This window comes from Desulfovectis peckii, from assembly GCF_055391705.1.
The window spans coordinates 2,138,215-2,160,236 of sequence record NZ_AP042409.1 but is presented as its reverse complement, the minus strand read 5'-3'; the positions used below and the strand labels follow the sequence as shown (position 1 = coordinate 2,160,236).

Below are 22,022 nucleotides of genomic sequence, written 5' to 3'. Positions count from 1 at the left end.
GAGGGTAGAAAATGGCATACGAACCAAAAGTAGTGGCGTTTTTATGCAACTGGTGTAGTTATGCGGGAGCAGACTTAGCGGGTATTGGCCGTCTCCAATACCCAACCAACCTGCGAGTGGTTCGGATACCCTGCTCCGGTAGAATAAATCCGCTGTTTATCTTTTCAGCATTAAGAAACGGAGCGGACGGGATTTTAGTATCCGGGTGACACCCGGGAGACTGCCACTATGTTAGTGGCAATTACGTAGCCCGTCGGAAATTTGCTCTGTTAAAAAGCATGTTAAACTACATGGGTGTAGAAGAAGACAGAGTAAACTTCACCTGGATTTCCGCGGCAGAAGGCGGAAGATTTGCTGAGGTAGCAACCAAAGTGAGCGAAAGAGTAAAAGAACTTGGCCCTCCCAAAGGGGTCTTTCAAAAAGAGGTGTAGCGGATGCAAGAACTAAGTAAAAAGATACAAGACACCGCCAAAAAACTTTTAGAAGAACAGAAAGCCGACCTGGTGGTGGGGTTTGCCGAAGGAAGCCTGCCGCTCCGCAGCACACCTTACTTTGCCAGGACAGTAGAAGAAGCGGAAAAACTTATCTGGAATGATTACTGCGAAAACAACCTGGCCAACTACCTAAGAGGGCGGGAAGAAAAAGTAGCGGTAGTTGCCAAAGGCTGCGATACCCGTTCAATAGTAGCCTTAATCAAAGAGAACCAGATAAACCGCGACAAACTCTACATTATTGGCATACCCTGCCAAGGCATGATAGACCGCAAAAAAGCAAGCAAATTAGTTGGCGGTAAAGAAATATTAGAAGTAGAAATAAGTGGCGAAGAAGTACTCTTGAAGGGCAAAGGCTTTGAACAAAAAGCGGCAAAGAAAGAACTACTTTACGACACCTGTAGCCGTTGTTCCTACCAAAACCCGGTAATTTACGATGAACTAATCGGAGAAGAACAACCGGCCAAAGAAGTAAGCTTTGCGGAAATAGAAGAGTTTGAAGCACTAAGTGCCGAAGAACGGGCAGCGTTTTTAGCCAAAGAAATGCAAAAATGTATCAGATGCTATGCCTGTCGCAACGCCTGCCCCATGTGCTACTGTCAAGAATGCTTTGTGGACTGCTCCCGTCCGCAGTGGATCAACAAAAGAGCGAGCAGCGTAAAAGACAACCTGATTTTCCAAGGTGTGCGTGTATTCCACCAATTGGGTCGCTGTGCCGACTGCGGTGCCTGTGAAAGAGCATGTCCGATGGATGTCAAGCTTTCCCTTTTGACTCGCAAAGGGGTAAAAGACGTCAAAGAAATCTTTGGCTATGAAGCCGGGCTAAACTTAGAAGATGAACCGGTATTAAACGACTTTAATACCGCAGACCCACAACCGTTCTTGATGAAGGAATGAGGTGAAAAAGGATGAACATAAACAAAAACGAAATTGCCGGATTGCTTGACCAACTGACGAAAGAATACCGGGTATATGCCCCGGTAGAAAAAGAAGGCAACATCGTCTTTGAGGCAATAAAAGAAGGAAGCGAAGTCAAACTGGATGCTCTCACCAAAAAGCCTGCCAAAGAAATCCTTTTCCCTCAGTCCGAAGAACTGTTCAGCTACAGCATGAGCGGAGAAGGTTTAACAATGAAAGACAATATAGACGAAACAAAGACCGTTGCCTTGGGGGTACGCCCCTGTGATGCCAGAGCAATGATGCTGTTAGACAACGTATTCAATAACGACAAATACCAAGACGTATACTACCTGGCCCGTCGGAACAACACCGTGATAATAACCATTGGCTGTAACGAGCCGAAAAGCACCTGTTTTTGCACCTCAGTAGGAGGGGGACCGTTTAACACAGACGGTTCAGACATCATGCTGACCGACATAGGAGAAAGCTACGTAGCGGAAGCAATAACCGAACAAGGGAAAGAACTGCTGGCCAAACTAAACCTAAAAGAAGATGCGGAAGCAAAAGCGGCAGCCGAAAAAATTAAGGCAGCGGCGGAAGTAAGCTGTAAAGTAGACATAGAGGGCATAAAAGAAAAACTGGACGGCATGTTTGAACATGAATACTGGAACAGATTACACGAAAAATGCCTGGGCTGCGGGGCATGCACCTACCTGTGCCCCACCTGCCACTGCTTTGACATAGCAGACGAAGCAACCGACTGCGACGGCTGCCGGGTAAGGAACTGGGATGCCTGCATGTTCCCGCTCTTTACACTGCATGGCTCGGGACACAACCCGCGTCCCAGTGGGAAAGAACGTTTTAGACAAAGAGTAATGCACAAATTTAACTACTTCGTAGACAGATACAATGCTACAGCCTGTGTAGGATGTGGCCGGTGCATCGAAAACTGCCCTGTGAACATGGATATCCGGCAGGTACTGGCGGAAATTAAAGCACAGGACACCGGAAGCGAGGTTGGTTAAGAAATGAATAAAAATAACCCATATTTGCCGATACCGATGAGACTGGTAAAGAACTTTACCGAAACAGAAGACAAACTGATCCACACCTTTACATTAGAATTTATCAACAAAGAAGATGAAGAGAACTTCAAATATATGCCGGGACAGTTTGCCGAAGTAATGGTATACGGGAAAGGCGAAGCACCGTTTGGTATAGCCTCCTCGCCGAACGAACCTGGGATACTGAAATTTTCGGTAGCCAAAGTAGGTGTAGTATCGACAGCGCTGCACCTTTTAGAAGAAGGAAGCATAGTAGGGGTACGTGGCCCGCTGGGGAACTACTACCCGGTAGAAGAATTCAAAGGTAAAAACGTAGTTATTATCGGCGGTGGCTTTGCGTTCACCACGTTGCGCTCTACGATAAAATACCTGCTGGATCCGGTTCGTCGTGGGGACTATGGAGACATAACGGTGATATACGGGGCAAGGAATCCCGGACTGTTGCTGTATAAAGATGAACTAAAAGAGTGGGAAAGCCGCGACGACATCAACATGATAACCACCATCGACCGTCCGGTAGAAGGATGGAAGGGTCGCGTAGGCTTTGTACCGGCAGTAACCAAGGAAGTAGCGCCCAGTGCTGAAAACACGGTATGCATTATCTGCGGACCGCCGGTAATGATTAAGTTTACCCAACCGGTACTGGAAGAACTGGGCTTTAAGCCGGAACAAATCATTATGAGCTTGGAAATGAGAATGAAGTGCGGCTTGGGCATGTGCGGACGCTGCAATATCGGCAGCAAGTACGTGTGCAAAGACGGCCCGGTATTTACTTTAGCTCAACTGAAAAATATGCCTAACGAATATTAAAAACAAAGATACCCCCGGGATATGTATCCCGGGGGTATCTTTAATAGTACCGGTACTAATACAAATTACTTTAGCAATGTATACTAAAACTAATGTATACTGAACCGGGAAGGTGAGTTAAATGAATACTATTCGCTGTGTGGAAATACATAATCGCAGTGAGGCGGAAAAAGAATTGGCTATGATAGGCTGTGATCCATGGGGAGTACAGCATATGGCTGAAAAGGCGGTTTTTCGGGTGTTGAAGCTTAAATCCGTTACACCCACCCAAGCCAATATTATTAAGCAGGAGATGTTATCTGCAGGCGGTGAGGCAGCAGTAGCCCGGGGAGTAGTAAATCACAGTGTGGAAGAAACAGATATACTGTTAATGGGAACTACTGCCCAAATTAAAAAAGTTTGTGCCAAACTAAAGCTTCAGCCCTTTAATTTAAAGCCCTTAGCACAGAAGATAGAGGAAACTTTGAGTAATCTGGAAACACCGCCTAAACGGATTATTGACTGTCGGGGAAAGAAACTTGAACTGGGTAAGCGCACACTGGTAATGGGTATTTTAAACGTCACACCGGATTCCTTTTCTGACGGAGGTAAGTATAACGACATAGACAAAGCTTTGCAGCATGCAAGTAAAATGGTGGCAGACGGCGCCGACATCATTGATATCGGCGGGGAGTCTACCCGACCGGGTTATCAGCCGGTACCGGCATTTGTAGAAGCGGAAAGGGTTGTTCCGGTTATCGAACGTTTGGCTAAAGAACTGCCGGTGTTGCTATCAGTTGATACTACCAAGGCCGAAGTAGCAAGACAAGCCCTTGAGGCCGGCGCTCATATTATAAACGATCAATGGGCGGGACAAATAAATGACGGTCAGATGTTTAAAGTGGCGGCAGAATATAACGTGCCTTTAATTCTGATGCACAATCAAAAGGGAACCGAGTATCGCGATATGATGTTGGATATTATTGAATTTTTGAAGCGGGCTGCCCACCAGGCAATGGCATTCGGCCTGCCCGAAGAAAAAATAATTGTCGATCCCGGTATTGGTTTTGGCAAAACTCTGGAGCAAAACTTAGAAGTAATGCGCCGGCTTAATGAATTAAAAACTTTGGGTTACCCCATTCTCTTAGGTACCAGCCGCAAGTCAATGATTGGGAAAGTACTTAATTTGCCGGTGGATCAGCGCTTAGAAGGTACAGCGGCTACCGTGGCATTAGGCATTGCCAAGGGTGTGGATATTGTCCGGGTACATGATGTAAAAGAGATAGCCCGGCTTTGCCAAATGACTGATGCAATAGTTAGATAACAAGAAAGGAAATGCAGGAATTATGGATAAGATTATTATGAAGGACATGCAGTTTTACGGATATCATGGTGTACTGCCGGAAGAACAGCGCTTAGGCCAACAATTTTTAATTGATGTAGAAATGTATTTAGAATTAAAAGCGGCAGGAAAAAGCGATGATTTAACTAAAACTATCAGTTATGCCGATGTTTATCGTCAAGTGCGGGAGATCGTGACCGGTAATAAATACAAGTTGATTGAGGCGTTAGCAGAAAACATTGCCGAGCGCTTAATTAAAGATTTTGCCTTAGAAAAAATTACCGTACGGGTTAAAAAGCCACAGGCACCGATAGCCGGCGCTTTTGCTTATATGGCGGTAGAAATAACAAGAACGGCAAAAGAGGTTTAAAAATGACAAAAGCATATATTGGTATTGGCAGTAACCTAGGAGAAAAAGAAAAAAATATTAATATGGCCTTAAAGCTCTTGGAAATACCGGCAGAGATACGGATACTGAAAGTGGCACCGCTGTACTCCTCCGCACCGTGGGGTTACACGGAGCAGGACTGGTTTTTGAATACCGTTGCCGAAATTGAAACTGTTCTGCCGGCAAAAGAATTGCTACAAAAGTTGTTGCAAATAGAAAAAGATTTGGGCCGGGTAAGAACTGTGCAATGGGGTCCAAGGACGCTGGATCTTGATCTGCTGTTATACGGAGACATTACTATGAACACAAAAGAGTTAGTACTGCCGCACCCCAGAATGGCTGAGCGAGCTTTTGTAATGGTTCCGTTGGCGGATTTGAATCCTGACTTGAAAGTTGCCGGCGGCAAAACGGCAAAAGAATTGGCAGAAGAACTGCGCTTAACACAGGAAATTTATAAAATAAACTAGGGGGTGAAGAGCTTGTCACAAAGATTAAAGGTTATTCAAGGTGATATCACAAAGCAACAGGTGGATGCCATTGTTAATGCTGCCAACAACAGCCTGCTGGGAGGCGGCGGTGTTGACGGTGCCATTCACCGGGCGGCAGGACCTGAACTTTTGGAAGAATGCCGAAAATTAAACGGCTGTCCAACCGGGGAGGCTAAAATAACAAAAGGATATAAGCTGCCGGCTAAGTGGGTAATTCATACCGTTGGCCCCATATGGAAGGGAGGCAATAACGGAGAAGATGAACTGCTTGCCCGATGCTATCGGAACAGCCTAAAATTAGCCGCTCAGTACCCGATTAAAACCATTGCCTTTCCATCAATTAGCACGGGCGCGTATAGATTCCCTTTAGAAAGGGCGGCCAAAATTGCCATTGCTGAGATTAAAAAATTCTTAGCCGAAGAGGAACGGCCGGAAGAAGTAATCATAGTGACTTTCGGAACGCAGGCTTATGAGGCCTATCAGAAAGCTTTGAACGAAATTTAAACAGGTTTTTAACAATTTGGTTGCTTAACATTGACAGGATATGCTAAAATAACCCTGCGAGGGCGGTATCAGCTGAACTGTACCTCTGGGTCGCTTATATGTTTGCTAGCTAAATAATTTTGAGATAAAATAAACCGCTTGGATCATTTGGACCGAGACGGAAACCAGGTGTTGATCTATTTATACTATCGTAATAGATTTTTTAAGATTGGTAGTATAAGATTTGCTACCGGCCGAAAGGCGCGGCGCAAACCAAGTAATCTCACGACTCCGGTTTCTCGGAGTCGTTTTTGCTTTTTTGAGCAAATTATAAATATTATTTAAACCGGAGGGATTAAATGGCGAAACCTTCTGTAGCAATAGTGGGGGCAGGAAAGGTTGGCTCGGCATTAGCAGTAGCTTTAAATAATGCCGGTTATCCAATTGTAGGTGTAGCCAGTCGAACGTTAAGGTCTGCTCAAAAACTGGGGCAGCGTTTAAATGTCCGCTACTCAGAAAAGGCATCTGAAGTTACGGCTGCTGACATTATCTTTATTACCACCCCGGATCGGGAAATAACTGCCGCCGCCCAAAGCATTGCTGCCGATGGTGGTTATAGAAGCGGTCAAATAGTTGCTCATACCAGCGGTTCGTTACCGGCAACGGCAGTTGAAGTGGCCCAAAAGTTTGGTGCCAAAGTAGCTTCATTTCACCCGCTGCAATCTTTTGCCGATGTAAAAACCGCCATCAGTAACTTACCCGGGTCATATTTTGCCTTAGAGGGAGAAGCTGAAGCTTTGGCTGTGCTGCATGTTGTTGTACAGGATCTTAAGGGAACGGCCTTTACCATAAAAAAAGAGGATAAACCGCTTTATCATGCCGCTGCTGTAGTGGCATCCAACTATTTGACTGCTACCGTGTATCTGGCAACATCAATGTTAAAGGAACTTGGTTTGGAAAATAAACAGGCTGTAGAGGCGTTACTGCCGTTAATTCAGGGCACCATAAACAATATAAAAAAAGCAGGCCCTATAAAGGCATTAACCGGCCCGATTGAACGGGGGGACGGAATAACTTTAAACAAACACCTGCAGGCATTAAGGGAAATAAACCCCATATATAAAAAGACATATCAAATGTTAGGGCGTTTGACGATAGAAATAGCAGTAAGTAAAGGCTCTATTGACAAAAAAACGTCAGCGGAATTAATTAAAATATTGGAGGGAGATAAATGAGCAAACCTTTAACCGTTTTAGATTTTTTCAAAATGAAAGAGCAAAAAGAGCCCATTACTATGGTGACGGCTTACGATTATTCTACTGCCGTATTGGTAGAAAGCGCCGGCATTGATATGATTTTAGTGGGGGATTCTTTAGGCAATGTTATGCTGGGATACGATACAACCATTCCGGTAACCGTGGATGATATAGTGCATCACACCAAAGCGGTAGTACGAGGTGTGAAGAGAACTTTTGTCGTTGCCGATATGCCCTTTTTATCTTACCACTTGTCAGTAAAGGATGCGCTGCGCAATGCCGGCCGGATTTTTCAGGAGGGTGGGGCTAAGGCAATAAAACTGGAAGGCGGGCAGGAAATTTGTGATGCCGTTAAAGCGATAACCGATGCCGGTATACCGGTAGTAGGGCATCTTGGACTAACCCCCCAGTCGGTACACCAATTTGGCGGCTACAGAGTACAAGGGAAAGACGCCAGTGCTGCCACTAAGCTTCTTAATGACGCTAAAGCATTGGAACAGGCAGGAGCTTTTATGATCGTCTTAGAATGTATTCCGGAAGAGTTAGGTAAAAAAGTTACTGAAGAATTAAACATACCGACGATTGGTATTGGCGCCGGGGTGCACTGCGACGGTCAGGTGCTGGTAATACAAGACCTTTTAGGTATAACTCAAGGTTTTAAACCCAAATTTGTCAAGCGTTATGCCAATATTGGGGAGCAAATAATAACTGCTTTGCAAAGTTACCGGGATGAAGTTAAACAGCGTCAATTCCCGGCAGCAGAGTACTCCTATTCTATGCCGGAAGAAGAATTAAAAAAATTATAGGCTACATAAATTCCCTGAGGTGAGTGAATTTGATTATTATTAATACCATTTACGAGCTACAGCAGTATCTGAACAAAGCAAGAGCCAACGGAAAAATTGTCGGTTTGGTTCCTACCATGGGCTATTTTCATGAGGGACACTTGTCATTGATGAAAAAAGCGGTAGAACAATGTGATGTTGTTGTCACCAGTGTTTTTGTCAACCCATTGCAGTTTGGCCCTCAAGAAGATTTTGCCAGCTACCCAAGGGATTTAGAACGGGATGCTAAGCTGGCTGAGGGTGTCGGCGTGGACGTAATATTTGCTCCCACCGCTGAGGAAATGTACCCAACCGGGTTTAATACGCGGGTCGTGGTTGGAGAAAGCATAACCGGAAAGTTGTGTGGACGCAGCAGACCGGGGCATTTTACCGGTGTAGCCACAGTAGTGACTAAACTTATCAATATTGTCCGGCCCGACAGAGCATATTTTGGGCAAAAAGATGCTCAGCAGGTAGTTGTAATCGAAAGAATGGTGCGAGATTTGCACTTAGGGCCCCAGATAATTACCGTTCCCATTGTGCGTGAAGCTGACGGTTTAGCTATGAGCTCCCGAAATGTATACTTAAATAAAGAAGAAAGAAAGGCTGCCACTATTTTATATAAAAGTTTAAAATTGGCCGAGGGGAAAGTGCAACAGGGAGAGCGCGATGCCAAAGCTATTCGCAAGTTGGTAACTGATAAAATTAACAGTGAACCATTAGCTGAATTAGATTATGTTGAGCTATATTCTCTGCCAGATTTAAAGGACATAGCAGTATTGGAAGGCCGGGTTTTGTTAGCGGTGGCTGCTAAATTTGGCCGGGCCAGGTTAATTGACAATATCATTCTGGAATGCTAACAGACTCTTTTGCCGTAACACAACAACGGGGCTGCATTGCCTTTATCACCCACAGTAAGTATAAAATAGACTGTTGACATTATCAGAAAAATAATAGAAGATCAAGAAAAATAAAAAAAGGAGTTGTATTAATTGCAATTTGATGATAATGTGAGACAGCTGTGGGACGATATCAACAAATTAAAACAAAAGCGCAAGGCCATTATACTGGCTCATTATTATCAAAAGCCTGAGATTCAGGAAATAGCAGACTTTGTGGGTGATTCGTTAGAATTGTCCCGTACAGCTGCGAAAACAGATGCAGAGGTTATTGTGTTTTGCGGTGTACACTTTATGGCGGAAAGTGCTGCTATTTTAAGTCCCGAAAAAACGGTGCTATTGCCGGTAGCCGAAGCGGGATGTGACATGGCAGATATGGTTACTGCACAAGCTTTGCGCGAAAAGAAAAAAGAAATGCCCAATGCCGTAGTGGTCACATACGTAAATTCTTCGGCAGATGTAAAGGCAGAAAGCGATATCTGCTGTACTTCCGCAAACGTAGTTAAGATAATTCAGTCAATTCCGCCGGAAAAGGATATTTTATTTGTACCGGACCGTAATTTAGGCATTTATGCCGCCAGACAAGCCCAGCGGGAAGTGACCGTTTGGGAGGGGTATTGCCCCGTGCATAACGATATTACCGTAGAAGATTTACTTGCTGCAAAAAACAAGTATCCTAATGCCGTTGTGCTGATGCACCCGGAATGCAGACCGGAGGTATCAGAACTTGCTGATTATGTTTCCAGTACCTCGGGAATACTGAGATATGCCAAAGAAAGTAACGCTCAGGAATTTATTATCGGCACGGAAGAAGGGATATTACATCAACTGCAGAAGCAAAATCCTGATAAAAAGTTTTATTTGCTAAGCAGTAAATTATTGTGCAAAGATATGAAACTAACCACGTTGCCTTTGCTAAAACAGGCTTTAGAGACTATGTCCCCCCGGGTAACTGTGCCTCAAGAAGTGCGCGAGAAGGCGTTAGTTTCTTTGGAAAGAATGCTGGCAGTAAACTAACTTGCCGGTAATTAGGGGGAATCTCAATGAAAGGCCAATATTTAGTGAATTTTGACAGCGACCATTTGTCCCAGGAGCATACCGAACTGCTGATTATAGGCGGAGGTATCGCCGGCTTATACTCCTCCTATATAGCAGCGGAAAAAGGTATTGAAGTAACTTTGCTCACTAAGCGCACAATGGTCGACAGCAACACCGGTCGGGCTCAGGGTGGCATTGCTGCCGCACTGAGTAAGAACGATTCACCGGAATTACATTACAAAGATACACTGATGGCCGGAGCCGGTTTATGTGATGTGAACGCAGTTAAAATACTGGTTAATGAGGGCCCGAAACGGGTTCAAGAACTAATAGATATGGGAGCAAATTTTGACCGGGTCGGCAGTGAATTAGCATTTACTAAGGAAGGTGCTCACAGTAAAAAGCGAATACTTCATGCCCATGGAGATGCCACCGGTGCAGAAATAATGCGCACTTTGATGGAGCAGGTTACGGAAAAGAGCAAAGTGAGAATTTTAGAACAGCACTTTGCAGTAGATTTACTGGTTCAAGACAATATCTGCTATGGTGTACTGGCCTTTGATGAGATTTCCGGAAAGTACCGTATTTTTTGGAGCGATTCGGTAATTTTGGCTACCGGGGGTTGCGGCCAACTTTACCGTTATACAACTAACCCGGAAGTGGCAACAGGTGATGGTGTCGCTATCGCCTATCGAGCCGGTGCAGAAGTAATGGACATGGAATTTATTCAGTTTCATCCCACTGCACTGGTACTTCAAGAAGCACCGAGGTTTTTAATTTCGGAGGCTGTTCGGGGCGAAGGAGCCATATTGCGCAACAGCAACGGAGAGCGCTTTATGCCTCGCTATCATGGTATGGCAGAACTGGCCCCCAGGGATATTGTATCCCGGGCCATTCTTTCCGAGATGAAGGCAACCGGTCAGAATTGCGTTTATTTAGATTTAACGCACTTACCTGCTGAAAAAATAAAAGAGCGTTTTCCTAACATTACCAAAACATGTTTGCGCTATGGTTTGGATATTACTCGTGATATGATTCCGGTTGCTCCGGCCGCCCATTATGCCATGGGCGGCGTAAAAACAAATCATGACGGGCAAACTTCCATCAAAAATTTATATGCCTGCGGGGAAGTGGCTTGTTTAGCGGTGCATGGAGCAAATCGATTGGCAAGCAATTCCCTGTTGGACGGTTTGGTATTTGGCCGACGCATTATAGAAAAAATTGCCAAAGAAAGAAGCTGTAAAAATCGGGGCACTGTTAAATACCCGAAATTTAAAAATGATACCCTCCGAGAACCGGCAGGTGATTACACAGCCATTCGTCAAGAACTAAAATTGACAATGGCAGAAAATGTTGGGCCGTTGCGCACGGTGCAACGGTTAACGGAGGCACTGGCATTTTTTAATCGCTATGAGTGGTTGAAAACTCATCGCTGCAGAAATTCGGAAGAGATGGAGCTGCGCAATATGTTGGATGTGGGCCGATTGATCGCCGAGGCGGCGATGATGCGTACCGAAAGTAGGGGTGGTCATTTTAGACTGGACTTTCCTGAAACAGCCTCCTCTTGGGAAAAACACATAATTATCAGGCGATAGGAGAGAATGTCATGGATTTTAATTCTTTGCTTTTGGATGATCTCATAAAAAGATGCTTAGAGGAGGATATCGGAACAGGGGATATTACTACCAACAGCATAGTACCTAAGACAGCTAAAACGGTAGGAATTATTCATACTAAAGAAAGCGGTGTAATTGCCGGCATAGAAGTGGCTGAGCGCGTTTTTAAATATCTGGATCCCCAAATTAAGTTTATAGCTAAAGTAAAAGACGGGGATAAAGTTGAGCCACGTACCGTTTTGGCGGAAGTAAGAGGCAGTGCCCGGGCGATATTAACGGGAGAACGGCTGGCATTAAACTTTTTGCAACGCTTATCGGGAATTGCTACCAAAACGGCAGTTTTGGTGGATTTGGTTTGTATGTATCCTGTGCGGATAGTAGATACCAGAAAAACCACACCGGGTTTAAGAATGCTGGAAAAATATGCAGTGCGCGTTGGAGGCGGTTACAACCACCGCTTTGGTCTTTACGATGCAATTTTGATCAAAGATAATCATATAAAGGCTGCCGGGGGAATTAGCAATGCGATTAACTTGGCCAGGCGCAATAACCCCCATACAGTAAAAATAGAGGTAGAAGTGCAAGAACTGGCCGGTGTGGAAGAAGCACTGATGGCCAAAGCAGACATTATTATGCTGGATAATATGGAGCCTTCTCTTATGAAAGAGGCTGTAGAGCTAATTAACGGTCGGGCGCTGGTAGAAGCTTCCGGAGGAATTTCAGAGGAGACGGTTGTTGCCGTAGCTAAAAGCGGGGTTAATCTAATTTCAGTCGGCGCAATAACTCATTCCGCTAAAGCACTAGATATTAGTCTGGACATAGAAGAAATTAAATAAAACATTAGTTGCCGGGTGTTCCCGACAACTAAATATTTATCTTTATGGTTAACCATTAACAAACAACAGGTTGACATTTGCGCTTAGGTAGGGGATATTGATGAAAGGCAATATATTAAAAGTGTTAAAGACAAATAAAAATGAATGGGTATCAGGGGAGGAAATATGCCGACATTTTTCTATTTCCCGCACGGCGGTATGGAAGCATATCAAAGCATTAAAACAAGAGGGTTATGAAATAGAAACCCAGCCTCGGCGAGGATATAGATTAATTAATACTCCTGATGTTCTGTATCCCTTGGAAGTGGGTAACAACTTAAACACCAATATTTTTGGCAGCAAAATTATTCACCACCATCAATTGACTTCAACAAATGAGGAAGCGAAGAAAATGGCTGCCCAAGGTGTTCAAGAGGGAACGGTGGTAGTTGCTGAGCAGCAGGTTGGCGGAAAAGGCCGCTTAGGTCGAAAATGGTTTTCTCAAGCGGGTAAAGATATTTTATTTTCTGTTATTTTATATCCAAACTTAAGCCCGGGGGAAATTCCCCAAATATGTATGCTATCGGCAGTAGCGGTGGCAAGAGCCATCGAAAACACATGCAGCTTAAGAAGCGGCATTAAGTGGCCAAATGATTTGCTGATTGACGGCAAAAAAATATGCGGTATTTTAGTGGAAATCGGCGCGGAGGCAGATCGGGTTCGCTATGTCGTGCTAGGGATCGGCATTAATGTAAATTCATCATTTTCTGATTGGCCCAAAGAGATAAGAGAAAAGACAACCTCATTAAAAGAAGCCGGTGGCTTACCGGTAGCAAGAGTAAAACTTTTCCAGGAAGTTTTGCGTCAATTAGAGCGGCTGTATATTAAATGGCAACAGGACGGCTTTGAACCGATTTTAAAACAATGGCGCACATGGTGCATATCGCAGCACTGTCATGCCAAAGTAGAAACAATTCGTGGCAGCTATCACGGTTGGATAGAAGGCGTTTCTAACAGCGGAGCGCTGGTGTTGAGGATGGATGACGGCAGCTTGCGTACCTTTCTATCCGGGGATGTATCTTTAAGATTATAAATTACCATGATTTTATTATCATTAATTGGGTAGGGGTGAGTGTGATTAAACTAAAAACCAGAGAAATGACGCTAACCGCAATGATGGTAGCGGCAACGGCAGTTGTAGCGGTTGTGTTTCGATTTTACCCGCTTGTTTTAGGAACGATTCCTTTTAGCATGTTGCCCTTTATGGCTGTTTTGGCCGGCGGCATTCTGGGTGCTAGGCTTGGCGCTTTAAGCATGCTGGTTTACTTGCTTATGGGATTGGTTGGCTTTCAGATATTTGCTACCGAACCATACGGCGGCCCCCTGTATGTGTTAAAACCAACTTTTGGTTTTGTACTGGGTTACATACCGGCGGCCTACGTCAGCGGTTTTTTGAGCCGCAAAAGTAAAGGGGCCGGCCTAAGGCATTATATTGTCGCCATGATTGCCGGTATTGCAGTGATTTATATTATCGGGTTACCTTACTCTTATATAATGCTAAATTTCTATTTGGGCAATGCAGTTGCTTTATGGCAGCTAATCAGCGGCATGCTGGTTTTTATCGCTTTAGATTTAGTTAAAGGTTTATTGGCCGGCATGCTATCCTATGCCATTGCCAAAAGACTGGGTAGCCAAAGAGAGTTTTAAAGCAAGTTGCACAGTTATATTTGCTTTGGTAAAATTGTTTAAGTAATTTGTCAGGTGGAGGCATTTTCATGATACTGGCTGTTGATGTAGGCAATACTAACATTGTATTTGGTGTTTTTAAAGATGATGAGCTAGTTGCCCGTTGGCGGATATCAAGCCGGCAGGAACACACGGCTGATGAATACGGTATTTTACTGCTTGCTTTGTTTCGGCAAGCTAATTTAGAAGCTAGCAAAGTTAAGGCGATTGTTATTTCTTCTGTAGTACCGCCACTGATGGGTAATTTAGAAAGAATGTGTCAAAGCTATTTTAACATTAAGCCGATCATAGTCGGTCCGGGCATTAAAACGGGCCTACCGATCAAAATGGATAACCCTCGGGAAGTGGGATCAGACCTTATTGCCAATGCTATTGCCGGCTATAACTTATACGGTGGGCCGTTAATAATTGTGGATTTTGGTACCGCTACAACTTTCACTGCAGTCAGTGAGAAAGGGGAATACCTTGGCGGCGCTATCGCTCCGGGGATTGACATTTCAACAGAGGCGTTGTTTAGAAAGGCAGCAAAATTACCGCGAGTGGAATTAAAGAAGCCGTCATCAGTGATTGGCAAAAATACCGTTCATAGCATGCAGGCCGGCATTATTTTTGGTTATACCGGCTTAGTGGATGAAATTGTTCGCCGGTTTAAAGTTGAATTAGGTGAATGCAAAGTGCTGGCCACCGGGGGGTTGGCTGATTTAATTGCCCAAGAATCCGCAACGATTGATATAGTTGAACCTGACTTAACCTTGATTGGTTTGCGATTAATATATAATCGCAACAAGGGTTGATTATAATGCAGATAGGGAAAGTTAAGTTAGCAAATAAAGTATTCTCCGCTCCGATGGCCGGAGTTACTGACCGGGCTTTTCGTTTAATCGCCAGAGAGATGGGCTGTGGCTTAGTATTTACCGAGATGATCAGTGACCAGGCGCTACTTTATGGAAACAAAAAGACAATGGATATGGTGGAATTTAGTCAAGAGCCAAGGCCGCTTGGGGTACAAATATTCGGAGCTAATCCGGAATACATGGTGCGCGCTGCTAAAATTGTAGCGGATCGAGGCGCAGATATTATAGACATTAATATGGGATGCCCCGCTCCCAAAATTGTCAAAAATAATGAAGGTTGTGCACTGATGAAAGATCCTGAGCTGGCTTATAGAATTGTCAAGGCCGTTGTGCAATCGACAGATAAGCCGGTTACCGTAAAAATGCGTAAAGGCTGGGATGAGAAAAATATCAATGCCGTTGAGTTGGCAATCAGTGTAGTAGAAGCAGGTGCGGCAGCAGTGACGGTGCATGGGCGTACCAGAGAACAATTCTATAGCGGAGAAGCTGATTGGGAAATCATCCGCCAAGTTAAAGAAGCGGTTAACGTACCGGTGATTGGAAACGGCGATATTAAAAGACCTCAGGATGCAGCTAAAATGATTGAATTGACCGGATGTGATGCCGTAATGATCGGTCGGGCGGCAATGGGCAATCCTTGGATTTTCAAACAAACAATTACCTATCTGGAAACCGGTGAGTTGTTACCTGATCCTGATCCTCAAGAGCGAATAAATATGGCAATTCGCCACTTAAATTTAATTGTTGCAGATAAAGGAGAATATATCGGGGTAAGGGAAATGCGTAAACATGCCGCTTGGTATACAAAAGGTTTTCCCGGCGCTGCCCAACTGCGCCAACGCATTAACCAAGCAAAAACATCTGCGGAATTAAAAGCGATTTTATTGGCTTTATGAAAGGTGCTTAAAGCACCTTTTTATTAATTAAAATTAAAAGCGCTTAATTGCAATAACCAGGATGCTTTGCTAAAATATAACTGTACACAAAATTGTGCACAAATTTTCTGATAAAGGTTGCATTGTTATGGATTTAATTAGAATTGGCAACAAAATTATCAGCAAGAAAAAAATATTTAATACCATTAGCAGTTTGTTACAAATGCGTGCAGACGGCTTGTCCCAAACTGATACAGCAGCACGGACGGGGATAGACCGTACTTTTATTTCCCGGTTGGAAAATATTGGAGAAATAAGAAAGGGCAAGAGTATCGGTGTGGTTGGTTTTCCAATTGCCAATAAAGAAGAGTTAACTGCTGCTTTGGAAAAAGAAGGAGTAGATGTAATCTATCTGTTAACGGAGCAGGAAAGGTGGGATCTGGTTAAAAGTAGCAGTGGATTAGATTTAGTAAATACAATCATGTCGGTGATCTCAAAATTTCAAGCTTGTGAACAAACAATTGTGATTGGTTCAGACAAGAGGATAAAGCTGATTGAAGCGGTTCTGGATAAGGAAGTGATTGGCTTACCGATAGGTAAATCTCCCATCAAAGAAAATATATATGTTGAGTGTGATATGGTTGTTGGGATAGTGAAAGCTATTAAGCGGGGATAATTTTATGGAGGGGAAGCCTGTGGAAAAATTTGCCTTTATTATTCACCCCTTGGATGTATCAGACGTATCCAGAAAATTTAGCATTGCCAAATATATGCCGGATGTCATTGTAGAAAAAGCACTCCAGCTGATACCGCCTTTTAAAGCTTCTCACATTACAGGTGTTAGGTCGTTAGAAGGGAAGGAAGCAGAAGGCTGGTTTATTGCTTGCCCGCTTACTGCAAAACAGATAATGAATCTAAATCAAGAGCTTGTAATTAATAAAATTATTCAGGCCGGCAAGGTGGCAGAAAAACTTGGTGCCAAAATTGTAGGGTTAGGGGCTTTTACTTCCGTAGTAGGTGATGCCGGCATTACAATAGCCAATAATTTAAATATTCCGGTTACTACCGGAAATACATATACTGTGGCTACTGCGATTGAAGGCACTAAACGGGCTGCGCAATTGATGGGACATGACCTGGCAAACAGTCATTTGGTTGTTATCGGTGCCACCGGTTCTATTGGCAAGGTTTGTTCGCTGATCATGGCTCGCGAAGTTAAACATTTAACCTTAGTAGGTAGAGATAAATCAAAATTACATAATTTGGCTCAAAAAATATTGTACGAAACAGGTACTGCGGCAGTGGTTACTTCTGATATAAGAAAAGCGCTTAAGACGGCCAATATTATTATTACCGTGACAAACAGTGTAGACACCATAATTGAGCCTGAATATTTACAAAGCGGCTCGGTAATCTGTGATGTTGCTCGTCCCCGTGATGTTTCTAAACGGGTGGTTGAACAGCGAGACGACGTGCTGGTAATTGAAGGGGGAGTAGTTGATGTCCCCGGCAATGTTAATTTTAACCTTGATTTCGGGTTTCCGCGCGGCACCTCTTATGCTTGTATGGCAGAAACAATGATGCTTTCTTTGGAAGGCAGATATGAATCTTTTTCTTTAGGCAGAGACTTAACGGTGGCTAAAGTGGAAGAAATTAATAATATTGCTAAAAAACACGGTTTTAAGCTGGCAGGTCTGCGCACTTTTGAGCGTGCCGTAACAGATGAGCAAATAAGGCGGATTAAAAGAAATGTAAAAAACAAGGCTTCATAAGAGCGGCTAGAAACAACTTTGTTTCGGTGTCTTGACAAATATTGAAGCTGACCTTATAATGTGTTAGACAAATGTGGAGCATTGTCAGCACTGCAAAAGATTGGTTTTTGCAGTGCTTTCAGCATACTATGGGGTTTTTTACTGTGAATAATGAAGTATAAATAACATATATTGATTGATAAGTAATTCATCTACATAGAGATAGGAGTAGAGCAAATTATGAAAGAAAAAGAAATTATTTTAACGCTTGAGGGCTTAAAACAATTGGAAGAGGAATTAGAAAATTTAAAAACCGTAAAGCGGAGAGAAATTGCGCAACGCATTAAGCAGGCTATTGAATTTGGTGATATCTCTGAAAACTCAGAGTATGAGAATGCCAAAAACGAGCAGGCCTTTATTGAGGGGCGTATAATTACCTTGGAAAAAATGCTGCGCAATGCTAAAGTAATTGAAGATGAGGATATAGGAAAAGAAGTTGTTACTTTAGGCTCAACAGTGCTGTTAAAAGACTTGGAATTTGGGGATGAGCTTAAATATACAATAGTCGGTTCGGTAGAGGCCGATCCCACTGCGAATAAGATATCTAATGAATCGCCGGTAGGAAAAGCGATTTTGCAGCGTAAAAAAGGAGATATTGTTGAAGTTGAAGTGCCCGCCGGTGTAATTAAATATCAAATTTTAGATATTCTCTAAATTTAAATCTCTTGGATTTCGGAGGTTATATATGGCAAACACGGAAGAACTTAATGAATTAATGCGAGTACGCAGAGAAAAGCTAACAGAATTGCAGCGAAACGGCATTGAGCCTTATGGCGGTAAATATCCACGTGAGCATATGGCTCAAGAAATTATTGATCAATTTGAGCAATATGAAGGTAAAAATGTGAGATTAGCCGGAAGAATTATGGCTAAAAGAGGTCATGGCAAAGCCAGTTTTGCCAATTTACAAGATGTATCAGGAAACATTCAAATCTATGCGCGGTTAAATGATTTGGGTGAGGACAACTACCGGCTGTTTGAAAAACTGGACATTGGAGATATTATCGGTATTGAAGGAACGGTATTTAAAACCCGTCGCGGTGAAATTACTGTTTCAATTACCGACTTGACCTTGTTAGCTAAATCACTGCGTCCTTTACCGGAAAAATGGCACGGTTTGAAAGACGTAGATCTGCGGTATCGTCAAAGATATGTAGACCTTACCGTTAATCCCGAGGTAAAAAAGACTTTTATTACCAGAAGCAAAATTATCAAGGAAATCCGCAATTATTTGGATGAACTAAACTTTTTAGAAGTAGAAACCCCAATGATGCATCCTATTGCCGGTGGTGCTACAGCCAGACCTTTTATTACTCACCATAATGCATTGGATATGAATTTATACTTGCGCATTGCTCCTGAATTATACTTAAAAAGGCTTTTGGTTGGCGGCTTTGAAAAGGTTTACGAAATAAATCGTAATTTTAGAAATGAAGGCATATCAACTAAGCACAACCCTGAATTTACCATGTTGGAATTGTATCAAGCTTATGGCGATTATGAAGATATGATGGAGATTACTGAAAACTTGATCAGTACAGTAGCCAAGAAAGTTTTGGGTACTACTACTATTAAGTATGAAGAACAGGAAATTAATTTAGCGACACCTTGGAAAAGACTGCCGATGTTGAAAGCCGTCAAAGAATACAGTGGCTTAGATTTTACCGTGATTAAAACGGACGAAGAAGCCAGAATGAAGGCAAAAGAACTGAACTTAGAAGTAGAAGATAATGACACTTGGGGCAGTGTGCTTAATAAAGTGTTTGAAGAGATGGTTGAACCAAAATTAGTTCAACCCACCTTTATTTTAGATTACCCGGTAGAAATATCACCGCTGGCTAAACGCAAAAAGGACAATCCTAATTTAACTTACCGATTTGAACTTTTTATATACGGTCGCGAAATAGCTAATGCTTTTTCAGAATTAAACGATCCCATAGATCAAAAGCAACGTTTTCAACAACAACTTGAAAAGAGAGCAGGCGGCGACGATGAGGCCCATATGATGGATGAGGATTACATTCAGGCGTTAGAATATGGGATGCCGCCGGCAGGGGGATTAGGAATCGGTATTGACCGTTTGGTAATGTTGCTTACCAACTCATCATCCATTAGAGATGTGATACTGTTTCCGTTAATGAGACCCCGGGATTAAACCGGGGTTCAAATTTTTATTGACAAACTATTTGAGACTGTGCTAATATTACATTTGTGACTGGAACGATAACATGTTTGGGAATGCTTAAATTTTTTGTTTACTACGTATAAAATTAACAGTTGCAAAAAAACATAAAATATGATAAATTAATATTTGCCGTTAAGGGCAAGCTAAAATAATCCAAAATTACGGATCCTTGAAAACTGAACAGTGAGCAAGAGATGAATGCAAGGAAACACTCGTTTAAGAAGATGAGTAATTCAGGATAACGCAGAGCTTGGAAAAAGCTTTCTGAGATAATTTTTCACGGAGAGTTTGATCCTGGCTCAGGACGAACGCTGGCGGCGTGCCTAACACATGCAAGTCGAGCGAAGGATCGGCAATGAAGTTTTCGGACGGAATTGCCGATTACTTAGCGGCGGACGGGTGAGTAACGCGTGGATAATCTGCCTATCAGACCGGGATAACCCTTGGAAACAGGGGCTAATACCGGATACGAACATCGGGACACAAGTTCTGATGTTGAAAGGGGATACCGCTGATAGATGAGTCCGCGTCCCATTAGCTAGTTGGTGGGGTAAAGGCCTACCAAGGCGACGATGGGTAGCCGGCCTGAGAGGGTGACCGGCCACACTGGAACTGAGACACGGTCCAGACTCCTACGGGAGGCAGCAGTGGGGAATATTCCGCAATGGGCGAAAGCCTGACGGAGCAACGCCGCGTGAGGGAAGAATGTCTTCGGACTGTAAACCTCTGTTGTATGGGAAGATAATGACGGTACCATACGAGAAAGCCCCGGCTAACTACGTGCCAGCAGCCGCGGTAATACGTAGGGGGCGAGCGTTGTCCGGAATTACTGGGCGTAAAGGGCGCGTAGGCGGCAAACTAAGTTAGAGGTGAAACCTGCAGGCTTAACCTGCAGCATGCCTCTAAAACTGGTTAGCTTGAGTGCAGGAGAGGGAAGTGGAATTCCTGGTGTAGCGGTGAAATGCGTAGATATCAGGAGGAACACTCGTGGCGAAGGCGGCTTCCTGGCCTGTAACTGACGCTGAGGCGCGAAAGCGTGGGGAGCAAACAGGATTAGATACCCTGGTAGTCCACGCCGTAAACGATGAGTGCTAGGTGTTGGAGGTATCGACCCCTTCAGTGCCGTAGCAAACGCGTTAAGCACTCCGCCTGGGGAGTACGGTCGCAAGACTAAAACTCAAAGGAATTGACGGGGGCCCGCACAAGCGGTGGAGCATGTGGTTTAATTCGACGCAACGCGAAGAACCTTACCAGGGCTTGACATCCTCCGCCATCCCTAGAAATAGGGAGTTCCCTTATGGGACGGAGAGACAGGTGGTGCATGGTTGTCGTCAGCTCGTGTCGTGAGATGTTGGGTTAAGTCCCGCAACGAGCGCAACCCTTACCGTTAGTTGCCATCATTAAGTTGGGCACTCTAACGGAACTGCCGTTGACAAAACGGAGGAAGGTGGGGATGACGTCAAATCATCATGCCCCTTATGCCCTGGGCTACACACGTGCTACAATGGCCTGTACAGAGGGCAGCGAAGCCGTGAGGCGGAGCGAATCCCAGAAAGCAGGTCCCAGTTCGGATTGCAGGCTGCAACTCGCCTGCATGAAGTAGGAATCGCTAGTAATCGCAGGTCAGCATACTGCGGTGAATACGTTCCCGGGCCTTGTACACACCGCCCGTCACACCACGAAAGTCGACAACACCCGAAGCCGGTGACTTAACCTCGCAAGAGGAGAGAGCCGTCGAAGGTGGGGTCGATGATTGGGGTGAAGTCGTAACAAGGTAGCCGTATCGGAAGGTGCGGCTGGATCACCTCCTTTCTAAGGAGTAACTGAGAGGAGACAAGGTGTTACCTCTCGCTCCTAGGTCGATCATTCATCTCTTTGCACTGTTCAGTTTTGAAGGATTAAGGGATTGTAGCTCAGCCGGTCAGAGCGCACGCCTGATAAGCGTGAGGTCGGTGGTTCGAGTCCACCCAGTCCCACCAGTTGAAAAGTGAGAAGTTAGAGCTGAGAGTAAGAAGAAATTAGCAATGCTAATTTCTTTTCTCTGACGACTCACGTATCACAAAAGTAAAATGGGGGCGTAGCTCAGCTGGGAGAGCACCTGCCTTGCAAGCAGGGGGTCAGCGGTTCGAATCCGCTCGTCTCCACCAGATGTTCCTTG

General features: G+C 44.1%; 22 protein-coding genes, 2 tRNA genes and 1 rRNA gene. All 25 read left to right on the top strand.

Annotation, left to right across the window (positions count from 1 at the left end; translation table 11 throughout):
* Positions 1–11 precede the first annotated feature (11 nt).
* The 25 genes from ACZ5NG_RS10750 (at position 12) to ACZ5NG_RS10630 (ending at position 22,011) form a co-directional block, all read left to right on the top strand.
* Positions 12–431 (top strand): hydrogenase iron-sulfur subunit, encoded by a 420-nt coding sequence (locus ACZ5NG_RS10750; protein WP_464251795.1) that lies wholly within the window; start codon positions 12–14, stop codon positions 429–431.
* Between the two features lie 3 nt (positions 432–434).
* Positions 435–1,388: a 4Fe-4S dicluster domain-containing protein gene (locus tag ACZ5NG_RS10745; protein ID WP_464251794.1), complete on the top strand. Its 954-nt coding sequence runs from the start codon at positions 435–437 to the stop codon at positions 1,386–1,388.
* Positions 1,389–1,399: 11 nt separating this feature from the next.
* Positions 1,400–2,416 carry a 4Fe-4S dicluster domain-containing protein gene (locus ACZ5NG_RS10740; RefSeq protein ID WP_464251793.1) on the top strand — a complete coding sequence of 339 codons (1,017 nt, stop codon included), beginning with the start codon at positions 1,400–1,402 and terminating at the stop codon, positions 2,414–2,416.
* A gap of 3 nt (positions 2,417–2,419) precedes the next feature.
* Positions 2,420–3,265 carry an FAD/NAD(P)-binding protein gene (locus tag ACZ5NG_RS10735; protein ID WP_464251792.1) on the top strand — a complete coding sequence of 282 codons (846 nt, stop codon included), beginning with the start codon at positions 2,420–2,422 and terminating at the stop codon, positions 3,263–3,265.
* A gap of 121 nt (positions 3,266–3,386) precedes the next feature.
* The gene (gene folP, locus ACZ5NG_RS10730; RefSeq protein ID WP_464251791.1) at positions 3,387–4,568 is read left to right on the top strand and encodes a dihydropteroate synthase; all 1,182 of its coding nucleotides are present in this window, start codon (positions 3,387–3,389) and stop codon (positions 4,566–4,568) included.
* A gap of 22 nt (positions 4,569–4,590) precedes the next feature.
* Positions 4,591–4,956: a dihydroneopterin aldolase gene (folB, locus tag ACZ5NG_RS10725; protein WP_464251790.1), complete on the top strand. Its 366-nt coding sequence runs from the start codon at positions 4,591–4,593 to the stop codon at positions 4,954–4,956.
* A 2-nt stretch (positions 4,957–4,958) separates the two neighbouring features.
* Positions 4,959–5,441, top strand: a complete 483-nt coding sequence (gene folK / locus ACZ5NG_RS10720; RefSeq protein WP_464251789.1) for a 2-amino-4-hydroxy-6-hydroxymethyldihydropteridine diphosphokinase — start codon at positions 4,959–4,961, stop codon at positions 5,439–5,441.
* A 12-nt stretch (positions 5,442–5,453) separates the two neighbouring features.
* Positions 5,454–5,966, top strand: coding sequence for an O-acetyl-ADP-ribose deacetylase (locus tag ACZ5NG_RS10715; RefSeq protein ID WP_464251788.1), 513 nt, complete (start codon positions 5,454–5,456; stop codon positions 5,964–5,966).
* A gap of 338 nt (positions 5,967–6,304) precedes the next feature.
* The gene (locus tag ACZ5NG_RS10710; RefSeq protein WP_464251787.1) at positions 6,305–7,180 is read left to right on the top strand and encodes a Rossmann-like and DUF2520 domain-containing protein; all 876 of its coding nucleotides are present in this window, start codon (positions 6,305–6,307) and stop codon (positions 7,178–7,180) included.
* A complete protein-coding gene (gene panB, locus ACZ5NG_RS10705; RefSeq protein ID WP_464251786.1) occupies positions 7,177–8,007 on the top strand; it encodes a 3-methyl-2-oxobutanoate hydroxymethyltransferase in 831 nt (276 codons plus the stop codon). Before ACZ5NG_RS10710 ends, panB begins: the two co-directional genes overlap by 4 nt.
* Positions 8,008–8,036: 29 nt before the next feature.
* Positions 8,037–8,885, top strand: a complete 849-nt coding sequence (gene panC / locus ACZ5NG_RS10700) for a pantoate--beta-alanine ligase (RefSeq protein WP_464251785.1) — start codon at positions 8,037–8,039, stop codon at positions 8,883–8,885.
* A 132-nt stretch (positions 8,886–9,017) separates the two neighbouring features.
* The gene (gene nadA, locus ACZ5NG_RS10695) at positions 9,018–9,941 is read left to right on the top strand and encodes a quinolinate synthase NadA (protein ID WP_464251784.1); all 924 of its coding nucleotides are present in this window, start codon (positions 9,018–9,020) and stop codon (positions 9,939–9,941) included.
* Between the two features lie 26 nt (positions 9,942–9,967).
* The gene (gene nadB / locus ACZ5NG_RS10690) at positions 9,968–11,557 is read left to right on the top strand and encodes an L-aspartate oxidase (protein WP_464251783.1); all 1,590 of its coding nucleotides are present in this window, start codon (positions 9,968–9,970) and stop codon (positions 11,555–11,557) included.
* 11 nt (positions 11,558–11,568) lie between these two features.
* Positions 11,569–12,414, top strand: coding sequence for a carboxylating nicotinate-nucleotide diphosphorylase (gene nadC / locus ACZ5NG_RS10685; protein ID WP_464251782.1), 846 nt, complete (start codon positions 11,569–11,571; stop codon positions 12,412–12,414).
* Between the two features lie 100 nt (positions 12,415–12,514).
* Positions 12,515–13,486 carry a biotin--[acetyl-CoA-carboxylase] ligase gene (locus tag ACZ5NG_RS10680; protein ID WP_464251781.1) on the top strand — a complete coding sequence of 324 codons (972 nt, stop codon included), beginning with the start codon at positions 12,515–12,517 and terminating at the stop codon, positions 13,484–13,486.
* A gap of 41 nt (positions 13,487–13,527) precedes the next feature.
* Positions 13,528–14,100, top strand: coding sequence for a biotin transporter BioY (locus ACZ5NG_RS10675; protein WP_464251780.1), 573 nt, complete (start codon positions 13,528–13,530; stop codon positions 14,098–14,100).
* A 68-nt stretch (positions 14,101–14,168) separates the two neighbouring features.
* Positions 14,169–14,933, top strand: coding sequence for a type III pantothenate kinase (locus ACZ5NG_RS10670; RefSeq protein ID WP_464251779.1), 765 nt, complete (start codon positions 14,169–14,171; stop codon positions 14,931–14,933).
* Positions 14,934–14,938: 5 nt separating this feature from the next.
* Positions 14,939–15,889 carry a tRNA dihydrouridine synthase DusB gene (dusB, locus tag ACZ5NG_RS10665; protein ID WP_464251778.1) on the top strand — a complete coding sequence of 317 codons (951 nt, stop codon included), beginning with the start codon at positions 14,939–14,941 and terminating at the stop codon, positions 15,887–15,889.
* Between the two features lie 127 nt (positions 15,890–16,016).
* Positions 16,017–16,544 (top strand): helix-turn-helix domain-containing protein, encoded by a 528-nt coding sequence (locus ACZ5NG_RS10660; RefSeq protein WP_464251777.1) that lies wholly within the window; start codon positions 16,017–16,019, stop codon positions 16,542–16,544.
* A 19-nt stretch (positions 16,545–16,563) separates the two neighbouring features.
* The gene (locus tag ACZ5NG_RS10655) at positions 16,564–17,640 is read left to right on the top strand and encodes a shikimate dehydrogenase (RefSeq protein WP_464251776.1); all 1,077 of its coding nucleotides are present in this window, start codon (positions 16,564–16,566) and stop codon (positions 17,638–17,640) included.
* Between the two features lie 219 nt (positions 17,641–17,859).
* Positions 17,860–18,333 carry a transcription elongation factor GreA gene (gene greA / locus ACZ5NG_RS10650; RefSeq protein WP_464251775.1) on the top strand — a complete coding sequence of 158 codons (474 nt, stop codon included), beginning with the start codon at positions 17,860–17,862 and terminating at the stop codon, positions 18,331–18,333.
* Positions 18,334–18,364: 31 nt separating this feature from the next.
* Positions 18,365–19,834 (top strand): lysine--tRNA ligase, encoded by a 1,470-nt coding sequence (lysS, locus tag ACZ5NG_RS10645; RefSeq protein ID WP_464251774.1) that lies wholly within the window; start codon positions 18,365–18,367, stop codon positions 19,832–19,834.
* Between the two features lie 306 nt (positions 19,835–20,140).
* Positions 20,141–21,676, top strand: a 16S ribosomal RNA gene (locus tag ACZ5NG_RS10640).
* Positions 21,677–21,766: 90 nt separating this feature from the next.
* Positions 21,767–21,843: transfer RNA gene (locus ACZ5NG_RS10635), tRNA-Ile, on the top strand.
* A 92-nt stretch (positions 21,844–21,935) separates the two neighbouring features.
* A tRNA-Ala gene (locus ACZ5NG_RS10630) sits at positions 21,936–22,011 on the top strand.
* Positions 22,012–22,022: the final 11 nt, after the last annotated feature.